We start from the raw sequence: 13612 nt of genomic DNA, 5'->3' as shown, positions 1-13612 counted from the left end.
TATCAAGAGAGTTTTATTGCGTATGGAGTATGAATGTTCCACTTAAGGCATAATTTTTAAAGGCAACTGTATAAAAAACTTTTTGATTTGTTTCCTTTGGTGTGAAGTAGATGGAAGCACTGAAGGATGTGTATTCTGCATTTTCGCTCACTTTTTTTGCTGGTCCAATTTGCATTTCTCCTCCATCTAAAAAGAGAGAAGAAGGTATAATTTTGTTGTTATTTTGTATTTTGATGAAGAGGGTGTCTCTCTCTTTTTTAGCGCTTATTTGAAATTCAGGATGCGTTGTACGGGGTAAGGCATCTTGAGCCTTCTTTAACAAGGATAAAGGGAGGTATTTGTTTTTTTGAACGGATAGAGAAAAATCAAAGTTAACAGTAAACGGAAGACAGATTTTATTACATAATCCAAGAGTTAAAGTGCCACTTAAATTTTTGCTTGAACCGGAAATATTAAAAGGCAATACTACTTTATCTTTATAGCCTAATGACCAGTCATTTTCTGTTTCATAAAGCTGTGGTGTGGGATAAAAGATTTCATAAGAAACTTGTTGGTTGAAGTTAAAAAATGGTGCAAAACCTGAATTCCCTGGATTACGCCAATAGGTTTTCCATCCTGGTTTAAGAAGAATTTCAATAATGCCGTTTCTTATTCCAGAAAGAGAGGGTTCGGTAACAGCTAATCTGATACAACCACCATCTGATTCATACCAAGATGTTGGAAAAAGATATGCGTTTTGTTTCGTTTGAGCACTAACAGGGATGTTAATAAATTCTAAAAATATGAATGTTAAGCTTAAAGTAACTAAAAGTTTTTTATAAAAGAAAGTCGCGTTATTTCGTAAGTTTATAAGTGTTTGAATTTTTTTCATTGGAGCTTTATTTTCCTTTTGTACGAACTGAGTTAAATTTTATTATGTAAATTATGGAGAATAACAGATTGATGAAGCAGTGTAATGGCTTTTTGGGTGGACAGTTGCTCATAGCAATGCCAGGGATGAATGACAAACGCTTTATTCGTTCTGTTATTTATGTTTGCGCGCATTCTGATGCTGGTGCTATGGGGATTATTCTTAATAAGTTGCACCATATTGATTTTCCAGAGCTTTTGCTGCATCTTGGAGTCATAAACAGTGGTCAAAAAAAAGGTCTTTCTGAACCAATAAAAAAATTTCCAGTACGCTATGGTGGACCTGTTGATTCTTCACGTGGTTTTGTACTGCATTCTGATGATTATGCTTGTGAAGAAACTGTTTCTATTGCAGATAAGATCTGTTTTACTGCAACGATTGATATATTAAAGGCAATCAGTTGTGAGCAAGGTCCACAACATGCATTGATAGCATTAGGTTATGCTGGATGGAAAGCTGGACAGCTCGAGGCAGAAATTTCTACAAATGGTTGGCTGATTAGCTCCACATCGCCTAGTTTTCTTTTTGAAAGTAATTTAAATTGCAAATACGATGAAAGTTTGATCCGCATGGGGATCAACCCGACCTATCTCGTTTCTGAAATGGGGCACGCGTAGAGTTTCATTTTCCGAGTTTTTGATTTTATACAATGCCCTATACATTATGCTTTGATTGTATAAGGGAAATGATTCTGAACGAGAGTGATTAATTCTTCAATGGCAATTGGCTTAGTAACAAGCGTGCTTTGAACATATTTACAGCCTTCTTGGCGTAAGAAGAGTGCTTCTTTTTCATTTTCAACACCTTCTGCGATAATTTGCAAATTAAGATCAGTTGCCATATTAATTATGGATTTGAGAACAAGCTTTTTCTTGCGAGAGTCTATTGAGATAAGTGAACGATCCAATTTAACCATGTCGAATGGATAACGTACGAGATAAGTAAGTGACGAATAACCTGTTCCAAAATTATCTAAAGCAAGATTCATTCCAAGAGCTTTAATTTGTTCAAGAAAGTGCGCTGATTGTTCAGGGTTTTTTCTTAAGACAAACTCGGAGATTTCTATCATTAAGCCCCCTTTGTTGAGTGGGTAGCGAAGCAGAGCAGAGCGCAATTGACTGATAAAGCGAGAATGAACCATTTCTGTGCTTGGTAAATTAATTGAAATAAAGAAAGATTGTTTGGAAAATTTTTCTTGTACATTTGTAAGATCAATAACAGCATTATCGATGATAAATTCTGCCAAATCCATAACGATTTTTTCATTTTCTACGATCTTGATAAAGTCAGAGACATTTAAATTTCCATAACTTGGATGATGCCATTCTACAATTGTTTCAAAACCAATAATATGCCCATCTGATAAATTAAGGATAGGATGGTAGAGAATTTTTATTTCATTACGCTTTATGGCAGCATGAATGTCTTTCCCCATAGTGTTATGCTCAATGCCTAACGTACGAAAATTTGGGCGAAAAGGTTCAATATGATTGCCACCCATTTGTTTTGCACGGATCATCGCCAGTTCGCTATCATTTAAAATATCTTTAGCGGTCGATCTACTTTCACTCCATGTAACCAGTCCAATTGAAGTTGAAAGTGTTATTTTTTTTTCTGTAAGTGAAATAGGTGCTGAGATTGTTTTGTGCAGGTGATCTGCAAATGCTGCAATTTTTTGTGGTTCAGTCTCACTGAGTAAAATGATTGCAAAACGGTCTGCGGAAAGACGTGATAAGGTATCTTGAAAGTTAATAAGACGGCTCAAACGGCGTGCAATGATAAGTAGTACAGTATCACCAACAGCTATGCCTAATTTACGATTAATTTGACGGAAATTATCAAAGTCAATCATAAAGACAGTTGGTTTAATTTTGATATTTGCTTTAGCCAAAGAGGTATAATTTTGTAGCCTGTCAAAGAAGATTTGTTGGTTAGGAAGGCCCGTTAAGCTGTCGTGAATTGCATCATGCAATAAGCGTTCTTCGGACTTTTTATGGTTGGTAATATTTACAATGGTTCCAATGACACGTGTAATTTTCCCATCTTTTTGCATAGCTGGACGCGCGCGAAGGGAAAACCAATGATAATAACCACCACCAGAAGAGAGTCGAAAAATTTGATCGATACGTCCTTTTTTCTTTTTAAGAATGATGTCCAATATGGCTTGAAAGCGTTCACGATCCTCATAGTGCAAGGCTGAAATCCAGTTGCTCATAGGTCCATTGAGTTTGTGGGTTTCAGTACCAAAGAGGGTTGCCATGTTTGGGTGTACAACAATGCGGTCACGTTCAACATTCCAGTCCCAAATAATATTTCCAGCTCCCTTTGCTGCAAGTACTTGTTGTTCAAGATCAGAAAATATTCCTTCATGGAAAGCGTCATTGGAAAAAGTTTGTTGCATGACAGTAAAGCTGATAAGAAGAACAATGAGCACTAATCCTCCTGCTAATGCTGGTTGGATAATATCATTGTTTAAATACCCTGCTATGCAGGCATAAGCTCCAACACACCAAAAGCTAATGAGCAACCATGTCGGTATAAGCATGATTGCGCGGTCATAGTTTCGGAATGAAAAATAGCTGATTAAAATTATACCAAGCACAGCGGTGAGGCCAAATGATATACGAGCGATTCCAGCTGCTCTGGTTGGGTCATAAATAGCAAATGCTCCCAAACCACAAAAAGCGATGGTCCAGACAATTGCACCATAACTGAAGTGATAGTGCCAACGGTTAAGGCATAGATAAGTAAAAAGGAAGATGAAGAGGGTAGCAGCAAGTGCTACTTCTGTACTGGCACGCCAGATCGGTTGCGTTGTTAACGTCACTGCAAAGAATTTATTTAAAAAGTTAAAGTCAATGCCTATATAAAAGAGCACTGCCCAAGCGATGGCGGCTGTTGCAGGAAAGAGACCTGTTCCACGGACGACGAAGAGAACAGTTAATAAGAGTGCTAAAAGACCTGATATACCAAGCAGAATACCATGATAAAGCGTATAAGAATTGATTGCATCCTTATAGGCTTCAGGTTGCCATAAATAAATTTGTGGTAGATTTGCAGAGTTAAGTTCAGCTACGAACGTAACGACAGTGCCAGGGTTAAGTGTAATACGAAAAATATCAGAGTTCGCACTTGCTTGGCGATCGAGAGAAAAACCTTCGCTTGGAGTTATGGATTGAATCCGCGCTGATCCAAGGTCTGGCCAAAGAAAGCCTGAATGAGCCATGCGATAATGGGGTGCAACAATAAGACGATCAATTTGTTCATCTGTTGGGTTTGCAAGAGAAAATACTGCCCAGTTTCCGGAAAACTTTTCACTTTTTGCCTGCACCTCAATGCGCCATACAATGCCATCTTGTCCTGGTGCTGTACTTGTTTGAAAGATAGAGCTGTTTGTATGGTGAATTTCAACTGCTTTTGAGAGATCAAGAGCAGCATCTTGAGAAGAAATTTTAACAGGCTCAATTGCCTGTGCTGACGTAAGGTGGACAAAAGAACTAATGACTACGATGAAAATGATGTCAATGATTTTACGCAAACTCTTCACAATGTCCCACTCTCAATATTTTATGATGTTTAATTTTAATTTAGATTTTTGAGAAAAAACGTCTACCTTTTATAATTTGGCCTGCATAACAAGCAGTTATTATTTTCTTTTGAAAAATTGTATGATTTTATACAAAAATAAACGAAACATCTATTTGCACCAATGAAGTTTGAAGCTGATAGAATTTTATATTTTCGTAGGGCAAAATTAAACCATGAGTTTTCAGATTTCATAGATATACCTTCGCTTGTAAGACACTTTATCACATGAAGTGGGAGTTGGGTAGTTTTGTACAGCTGTTTGATAAATATTTCCCAAACTTATTTGGTGAGAAGTACTTTTGAGATAAATTTTATCATAAAAACCTGTGCATGGTTATTATGTTGCTGCTTTTAAAAGCAGTTTTTATATATCCAATATGCATAAAAGCATTTTGGGGAGACTTTATTTGATCTTACTTTATTTTGTAGGAAAGAAGTGATGTTAAATCCTCAAAATTTATGAGAGGACCAACGGGTCCAACAGCGGCTAATGTTGGAGTAGAATTGCTAAAAAGGTGATGCGCTAAATCAGTTAATCTTGCAGGAGTAATGAGATCTAAGCGTTCAATTGTTTCAGATATTGGAATTGGTCGACCATAAAGAAGCATTTGGCGGGCAATAAGATGCGCGTGACTAGATGGATTTTCCTGTGACATAGTAAGGTTAGCTCGATATTGCGCTTGTGCGCGTTGAAGTTCATTGGCATGAATATTTTTGCTTGCCTTAGAAAGTTCATCAAGAATCACGGGAAGCAGTTCTTTTAGTCCTTTTTGTGCAGTAGCGGCATGAACGCCAAAGAGCCCAGTATCTGAAAACCCCCAATGAAAAGCGTAAATAGAATAACATAATCCACGCTTTTCTCTTGCTTCTTGAAAGAGACGCGATGACATGCCTCCGCCAAGAATAATGGAAAGAATTTGGGCAGTGTAAAAGTCACGAGCGTGATAAGCGCGCCCTTCAAACCCGAGAACAACTTGTGTATCCATGAGATCACGATATTCACGAAAATCGCCGCCGACATAATTTGCAAGGTTGGTAAGGGGCGCTGTTGAATGGGGACGAAAGGTGCTAAGACGGTTTTCAACTTCTTGCAGAAATTTTTCGTGCTGTACAGCTCCTGCCGCAACTACGATCATACGATCTGCACTGTATTGTTTATTCATAAAACTATGAAGGTCAGCGGATGTAAAGGATTGCAGTGTTTTTTGGGTTCCTAAAATAGAGCGACCAAGTGACTGATGACGAAAGGCTGTTTCAGTAAAGTGATCAAAAACAATATCATCAGGAACATCATGGGCGGCACTAATTTCCTGAAGAATGACTTTTTTTTCTCGTTCTAATTCCTCTTCGTCAAATGTTGAATACATCAAAATATCGGCTAGAATGTCAATAGCAAGTGGGACATCATTTTTAAGTACGCGCGCAAAGTAGGCAGTTGTTTCAGTACTAGTTGTAGCATTAATTTCACCTCCAACATCTTCAATATCTGTTGCAATTTGAAAGGCTGTACGGTTTTCTGTTCCTTTGAAGGCCATATGTTCAAGGAGATGGGCGATGCCATGTTGTGTGACGGTTTCATTGCGTGAACCAACTTTAACCCATATTCCGAGTGCTACACTGTCAATTTGTTGCATTGTATGTGTGGCGATAGTCAAACCATTACTAAGGCGACTGATATCTACACCCATGTTGTTTACGACTCCATTAAACAAGCCAAATACCTTATTTTAAGGATATTGGAATATTGTTGATTTGAATTAATGCAGCTAAGTTCAATAAGATGCACGCGATTTTAAAGAAATATAATCTTTGACTATTTTTTCATCATTAGCAAGATCTATAAAATGTTCTTCGCGTTCCATTAAACCGTTGAGACAGGATGGCCATGGAGGGTTAAATCCACAGGCATTTTTGATAGCATCAGGAAATTTAGCAGGATGAGCGGTAGAAAGGACGATCATTGGAATATGTGGTTGCTTGTTTTCGCGCGCTACTTTAAGTGCAACAGCTGTATGTGGATCAGCGAGATAGCCGCTTTCTTTATAAACACGGTCAATCATTTGTGCCGTTTCAGCTACGTTACTTTTCCCAGCAGAAAACAGAGAACGAATATTTTTGAGCTGCTTTTCACCAAGATTAAAATATCCTAATTTTTCCAAGTTTTCCATCGTATTGCGAATCCGCATTGAATTACGATCACTGCTTTCAAACAGTAAGCGTTCAAAATTAGAAGAGACTTGAATATCCATAGAGGGTGATGTTGTATGGGTTATGGGATGTGTTTCATAAATACCGTTGGCTAATGTACGTACAAGGATGTCATTATCATTCGTTGCAATGACTAGTTGGGCAATGGGTAAACCCATACGGGCAGCAACATAACCTGCAAAAATATCACCGAAATTTCCAGTAGGAACAGTAAATGAAACAGTCCTATCAGGAGCACCTAAGGAAAGAGCAGATGAAAAATAATAAACAATTTGCGCCATAATACGTGCCCAGTTTATAGAATTAACTCCCGAAAGTGCTTTTTTTTGTCGAAAATTATGGTCGTTAAACATTGCTTTGACGAGTGCTTGGCAATCATCAAAATTTCCTTCAATGGCTATAGCATGAACATTTGTACTGTGGTTGGTAGTCATTTGTCGCTGCTGAACGGCTGATACACGCCCTTTAGGAAACAAAATAAAAATGTCTGAGTGTTCTCTTTCAGCGAAGGCTTGTATTGCAGCTCCTCCGGTATCTCCTGATGTGGCAGCAATAACTGTTGCGCGTCTATTTTTTTTAGTGAGAACGTAATCCATCAGTCTAGAAAGAAACTGCATTGCGACATCTTTGAATGCCAAAGTAGGACCATGAAAAAGCTCAAGAATAAATTCATCTGTTCCAGTTTGCAATAATGGACAGGTTACTGGATGACGAAAGGTGGCATAAGATTCGGCAATCATATTCTCAAAAGATTTATATTCGATTTCGTTATTCACAAAAGGCCAAAGAATTGTTTTAGCAATTGTAGTATAAGATTGTCCGCGGAGCGCTCGTAATGCATCGGGCGATAATTGAGGAAATTTTTCTGGAAGATAAAGACCACCATCACTAGCTAGCCCAGTCATGATCGTTTCGGTAAAGCCTAAAACAGGTGCTTCACCTCTCGTGCTGATATATTTCATAAAGTTTTTTCCTTTGTTTATTTTCTGCAAGTTGGTGAAGCTACTTATCCATGTTTTTAATAATATTTAATTTATTAAATAAATAGAAATTTATTTACATATGCTTGTAAATAGTGAAAAAAGATACAATTTGCTCTTTCGGGTATTGAAATATAAAGGAACAATATTCATGAACAGTTTGTCATAGTCGAAGGATCTTTTTCTATTATTCGTTCGCGCATTTCACATTTTTTGTTCACCAAAAAATCTACCTGAATATTAAATCAATATTCAGGATAGTGTCTGTCAAGTTTCTTGTGAAAGCTCAATTGTTCTTAGTTATTTTTTATTCTTACTTTTTATCATCAACTCATATAAAACTTAATCTCTCTCAAATAATACAACATGAATCATGTTGGAGAATTTATAAGGTAATTTCATGACATTCTGTGCGGAAGTTGTGCATCTAAAGTCATTTTTGTTTCGTCCAAATATCATTTTTTGTGTTAAAAGGTACTATATTTGTATTAAGCAATATTATTGTTAATAAGTAAGTTTATACATAGAAAGCACAAAAAACAGTCTACCTCAATTATGTGAGACAGACTGCAATTTAAATACTACTTTTAAAAAACAAAAAAGTAACCGAATAATTTTAAGTTATGTGGCTTTAATTTTACCTATTCCCCATCCGATTATCGCACTCAATATGGACATAATAGAGCCGGTCAAAAATCCAAAACTTAAAGCCCCTACTGTAGTAAAAAATCCTAGCGTAATAGGCTTAAATACTATTTTCTCAAATTTTTCTTCAAGAACAGCTTCATTTTTTGTTTCATAAATGAAACTTGGCACATAGAGGGTAACCATATTGATTGCTTGCTTTTTTCCTTGTTCCATTACAGAAATAAAAATATTCTCTGGCTGATGGTTTTTTCTCAAAGGATTTGCATTAACACTTACAATTTGTGAAAGAAAAAAAGCAACTAATATAAGAATATTTAATATGTAATTTTTAAATATTTTGACCATAATTTTACCTCAAACACTTTCCATGTTTATCTTGGAAGGCATGAACGCATCAGTGAACACATAGAGAGAAAGATAAGAGCATTTAAAGCACTCACTTTTTTAGTGTGGGAATACACTTTATTTTTCAGTGATGATTAATGAACATATAGTGTATTCATTGCTTATATTTTACACTAAAAGATCCGATCTCTTGTGAAGTTTCAATTTTAAAGAGATGATTTGATAAGCATTGCTATTTTACTTATCATCCATCCTAATAGCATGCCTACTGTAGTTGATGCATATCCAATAATCATTCCAATACCAAAGTTTCCTATTGTAATGCGTTCAATTACTTTCTCAAATTTTCCTTCAATAAAAGCTTCATTTTCCACTCCATAATTTAAACTTGTGGTATAGAGAGTAGCTATATTGGTTGCGTTTTTGCCTCTCTGTTCTGTTACAAATACCCCTCCTTTCTGAGAATCATTTTTCAAACAGTTTGCATTAATACTCACAATTTGTGAAAAAGAAAAAGCTAGCGCAATAAAAACACTTAATACATAGTTTTTAAATATTTTGATCATAACTTTTACCTCCAATATTTTACTATTTCAGTATAAGCGAGTAAATGTAGAGGTTTGAATGTTCTCCACGGACTTTGCTGTTTATGGTAAGAGATAGCAGCTTCATTATGTAATTTTTGCAATAATTAACAATACATAATGAAGCTGTTTTTAAAACTGCACATTGAGCGAATTTATTTGAAAATTACTACTATGTCTTTTACCCATCCTATTATAGATCCTATGATATTGAGTGCATATCCAACAACCAATAGCCCCATTGCTACCGTCACAGTTTCAACTACGTTTTCAACTTTTCCTTCAACAGGAGCTCCATTTTTTTCTCCATAACTGACAGTTGGAACGTGGAAAGCAGCCATATTGATTGCTTTTTCCTTTTCACTTTCTATTACGGAAACAGAAATTTTCTCTTTTTGAGAGTTACTTATCAAGTAGTTCGCATTAACACTTACAACTTGCGAAAAAGAAAAAGTTATCGCCATAACAGCACTCAAGATATAATTTTTAAATACTTTGACCATAATTTTCACCTCCAATATTATTTACTTAAATAAAATAAACAAACATTATAAATATACAAATTGTGCCAAAAACTCACCATATTTTAAACAATATACGTTATTATGTATTTTTAGTCAACAATAAAAACACATAATGAAAATATAATTGTACTTACTTAAAATTTATGATTAAAAATGATAGTAGTATTTATAAAAATTGTTTCTTAAGAGTTTTAAGACAAATTCGTAAGAGGGCTATAATCTTTCAGAAAAATTGATGGATATTTATAATCCACATATAAACTATATTTTTTAAATATTTTAACATAAATTATATATAAATATGTAGAATATTACATAGATAGAAAATTCTTATTAAACGATAATGATAGCTACTAATGATAATATTTTTATTATATGAGCTAATAAATACAAAAGAGCTCATTTTTTATTGTGTGATAATTTAAAGCATTAAAATAATATGTAACTGTATTATTTCTTCATAAGAGTGATTATTATTGGGGTGTATGTTCTGTTGGATGGTATTAAATCGTTATCCGATAGTTGTATTTATTTGTATTGTTATGGTCAAAAGGTATATTATGGTTCATGACAAATTATATCAATTTTAGAATATGTTATGAATACTAAGGAATGTAAATTATTTCATAATGAAACAGAGCTCAAATCGGATGAGGATGAAGGTTTCTTAATTATGTCTAAAGAACCGCACACTGTTTAGCATATGCAGCCAATCTAGTTATATCTTAACTTTTGTAGGTATGATTTATAAAATAAGTAATATTCATTTCCATTTTTTGTTATCGATTTTTTTCGTTTTAATGGAAGTACTAAAAATATCTTCACATACTTAAAAAGTAAGTTATCAAAAGCGGAAAATTTTTATAGGATTAAAACGAATATTTTTGCTCATTCAAAGAAATTCTGTTCTGATGGCTATACCATTTAGTAGTATCTTAAACTTAATTAATTTTTCCAAAGATCACTTGTTAGATATGTTTGAGAATTTAATCGTGATAATAGCATTTTTATCTTCTGTAAAGATTGGAAAAAAGTATTACTTGTTGGAATTGAAGAAAAGAATATCGGACTTTAATCTTTAGATGAAGAGAGAGCAAGCATTTAAAAAAAAATCAATATCTATCAGAAGATGTTTACAATCAAATCTTCTGATTCGTTTTATAATGAAATTGTTGGTATGTTTGTTAGAACTTTGGAGTGTTTCTTCCTAATACCATGTAGCAAAATTCGAAACATGAATAGAAAAATTCTGCAAAAGAGATTATACTTTGTAAAGGTGCATTTAAAAATCTTATTCTCCAGTTCTTATCTGTGTAAACTGCACTTAAAAGGTATATAAGACCAACTAGTTATGTGCAAATTAAATACACAAAATACCCATTAAGTTAAAAGGGTCTTAAGCAAAATATTACTTGAGAGGGTTTATGAGCTTACATATATTCAAGGAACTTTTTATGATACGTCTTGCCATGCTGCCATTGCTTCTAAAACTTCTCCTAAATAAGCATGTTTGGCGATAGTTGTTTCAGCACCAGCATCTGCAAGTGCATTAGAGTGGCCAAGGTAACTATGCGATCCTCCAGTAAAACCAATGGTGCGCATACCCGCTGCTATTGCAGCATGTACACCATGAAGTGAATCTTCTATGACAATAGTATTTTGGGGCTTGGCATGTAATTGTTGTGCAGCAAAAAGAAAAACATCAGGAGCAGGTTTAGTTTTTTTCGTCCCAACTTCAGGTGCAGAAAATATTTTATCTTCAAAAAGATCATAGAGATTAACGACAGTAAGCATTTCTTTTATATCTATGCTTTTTGCATTAGAACAGATACAGTAAGGATAGCGAGATTTAACATTTTCTACAGCTTCTCTTATCCCATTAATAGCACGTAATTCAGTTTTTATTTGTGTCCGAAAAATATTTGACATTTGATCGATAAGATGAGCAGAAATTGGCTTTCCTGTTTCTTGTTCAACTTGTTTAAGAATATCGCGAAAAATAAGTCCTGCATAACGCTTACTTAATTCTTCAGGTGTTGTTTCGTATCCTGTTTGTTTCAGTAATTGAGATCCAATTTTTGCTGCGAGATATTCAGAGTCTACCAGTACTCCATCACAATCAAAAATAATGAGATCTATCTGAGGCATGAGATATTCCTTTACATAACATATTATTTATAGCTTGTTATTTATGGCCTGAAAACTTTCATGAAAATGCTATTGAGGCGATTTTATTTCATAAAAATACGCTTTGAAAGTGATTCTTATCCGTTCGACGAAATGAATGATATGGGAACAGTGTGTTGAAGGAAAGAAAAATAAGGATTTGTCAGTATGAAATTCCTTTATTTTTCTTGAAAGAATAAAAATGAATATCAATTTCGTAAGAATTTAACGATACGTTTACTCTATTTTGTAAATATAGACTAGTAACGCGGGCCTATAAACGATTTTGGTTAATTATAGGACAAATTCCAGTTCTTTTCGTTGGGTTTTCCATGACAGTTATTCAGCTTCAAAAAGATTTCATTCGTACTCCTTCACAGACTCTATGGCGCAATAAAATTTTCAAAGGAGATTGTGTTGCAGTACTAGAAAAACTTCCAAAACATTCAGTGGATATGATTTTTGCCGATCCTCCTTATAATTTGCAATTGGATGGTGCTTTATATCGTCCAGATCATTCGCTTGTTGATGCGGTTGATGATGAGTGGGACCAGTTTGAGAGCTTTGCTGCTTATGACGCTTTTACACGTGCATGGCTGCTTGCCTGTCGTCGTGTGTTAAAACCCAATGGGACGCTTTGGGTTATCGGATCCTATCATAATATTTTTCGGGTTGGCACGGCATTACAAGATTTAGGTTTTTGGATGCTTAATGATATCATTTGGCGCAAAAATAATCCCATGCCTAATTTTAGAGGACGTCGCTTTCAAAATGCGCACGAGACACTTATTTGGGCTGTTCGAGATCAAAAGGATAAAAAATACACATTTAACTATGATGCTTTAAAGGCAGCAAATGAAGATCTACAAATGCGTTCGGATTGGCTTTTCCCTCTCTGCACTGGAGCTGAACGTTTAAAAGATGAGGCAGGTCGTAAATTACATCCAACACAAAAACCACAAGCATTATTAGCACGTATTATTATGGCTTCTAGTAAACCTGGTGATGTCATTCTTGACCCGTTTTTTGGTTCAGGAACGACGGGTGCTGTTGCCAAACTTTTAGGGCGTGATTTTGTGGGTATTGAACGCGAGCAAGACTACATTGATGCGGCATGTGAGAGGATTGCTGCGATTAAACCCTTAGATAAACCAGAATTGGCAATTTTGGATAGAAAAAAAGCAGAACCGCGTGTAGCATTCAACAGTTTGCTTGAAGCAGGTTTACTCCATCCAGGAGAAGTTCTTTATGATCGCAAAAAGCAAGTATCTGCTATTGTAAGGGCGGATGGTACGATCATGCATGGTGGTGAAGCGGGCTCTATTCATGCAATGGGGCGAAAAGCTCAAGATTCACAAAGCTGTAACGGTTGGACTTTTTGGTATTATGAGGAAAAGGGACAATTGAAATCCATAGATGCTTTAAGAATGATAATACGTTCACAGATGTTAAAAACTGGTGTTCTGTGAAGTACTAAGCTGACAGCATCATTATATGGATTAGCTTTCACTGTCGCGTTTTTGTACTCAGACGATTGATAAAGAAGAGCACCTATTTTCTTTTAACATTTTCGTCCGCATACAAATTCCGTATGATTGATCATAACAGGAACGAAAATGAGAAAATCTCATTGTATTCGAGGTTTTCATTTCAGTTAAA

10 protein-coding genes are annotated in these 13612 nt (G+C 35.1%); 2 read left to right on the top strand and 8 right to left on the bottom strand.

The genetic code is table 11. The features are described 5' to 3' along the window. Positions 1 to 13: 13 nt before the first annotated feature. Positions 14 to 871 (bottom strand): protein-disulfide reductase DsbD domain-containing protein, encoded by an 858-nt coding sequence (locus J7R13_RS05730; RefSeq protein WP_208437858.1) that lies wholly within the window; start codon positions 869 to 871, stop codon positions 14 to 16. Between the two features lie 71 nt (positions 872 to 942). Between J7R13_RS05730 and J7R13_RS05725 the strand changes: the two genes are divergently transcribed. Continuing rightward, positions 943 to 1527, top strand: a complete 585-nt coding sequence (locus tag J7R13_RS05725; RefSeq protein WP_208437857.1) for a YqgE/AlgH family protein — start codon at positions 943 to 945, stop codon at positions 1525 to 1527. A 44-nt stretch (positions 1528 to 1571) separates the two neighbouring features. On the opposite strand, the gene J7R13_RS05720 is transcribed toward J7R13_RS05725, so the two are convergent. The 7 genes from J7R13_RS05720 to J7R13_RS05690 form a co-directional block, all read right to left on the bottom strand. Then, complete coding sequence (locus J7R13_RS05720; RefSeq protein ID WP_208437856.1) at positions 1572 to 4457, bottom strand: EAL domain-containing protein; 2886 nt, start codon at positions 4455 to 4457, stop codon at positions 1572 to 1574. Between the two features lie 454 nt (positions 4458 to 4911). Further along, positions 4912 to 6186: a M16 family metallopeptidase gene (locus J7R13_RS05715; RefSeq protein WP_208437855.1), complete on the bottom strand. Its 1275-nt coding sequence runs from the start codon at positions 6184 to 6186 to the stop codon at positions 4912 to 4914. An 84-nt stretch (positions 6187 to 6270) separates the two neighbouring features. Beyond that, positions 6271 to 7668, bottom strand: a complete 1398-nt coding sequence (thrC, locus tag J7R13_RS05710) for a threonine synthase (RefSeq protein ID WP_208437854.1) — start codon at positions 7666 to 7668, stop codon at positions 6271 to 6273. A gap of 639 nt (positions 7669 to 8307) precedes the next feature. Further along, positions 8308 to 8679, bottom strand: a complete 372-nt coding sequence (locus tag J7R13_RS05705; RefSeq protein WP_208437853.1) for a hypothetical protein — start codon at positions 8677 to 8679, stop codon at positions 8308 to 8310. Positions 8680 to 8885: 206 nt separating this feature from the next. Continuing rightward, positions 8886 to 9245, bottom strand: coding sequence for a hypothetical protein (locus J7R13_RS05700; protein WP_208437852.1), 360 nt, complete (start codon positions 9243 to 9245; stop codon positions 8886 to 8888). Between the two features lie 173 nt (positions 9246 to 9418). Next, positions 9419 to 9766: a hypothetical protein gene (locus J7R13_RS05695; protein ID WP_208437851.1), complete on the bottom strand. Its 348-nt coding sequence runs from the start codon at positions 9764 to 9766 to the stop codon at positions 9419 to 9421. A gap of 1473 nt (positions 9767 to 11239) precedes the next feature. Further along, a complete protein-coding gene (locus tag J7R13_RS05690) occupies positions 11240 to 11935 on the bottom strand; it encodes an HAD family hydrolase (RefSeq protein ID WP_208437850.1) in 696 nt (231 codons plus the stop codon). Between the two features lie 350 nt (positions 11936 to 12285). Here J7R13_RS05690 and J7R13_RS05685 point away from each other — a divergent pair, with 350 nt between their 5' ends. Further along, the gene (locus J7R13_RS05685) at positions 12286 to 13422 is read left to right on the top strand and encodes a site-specific DNA-methyltransferase (protein ID WP_208437849.1); all 1137 of its coding nucleotides are present in this window, start codon (positions 12286 to 12288) and stop codon (positions 13420 to 13422) included. Positions 13423 to 13612: the final 190 nt, after the last annotated feature.

The sequence above is a fragment of the Bartonella taylorii 8TBB genome (assembly GCF_902825155.1).
GTDB classification, from domain to species: Bacteria; Pseudomonadota; Alphaproteobacteria; order Rhizobiales; family Rhizobiaceae; genus Bartonella; species Bartonella taylorii_A.
The sequence above is the reverse complement of the archived record's forward strand: the minus strand, read 5'-3'. Positions and strand labels throughout refer to the sequence as shown.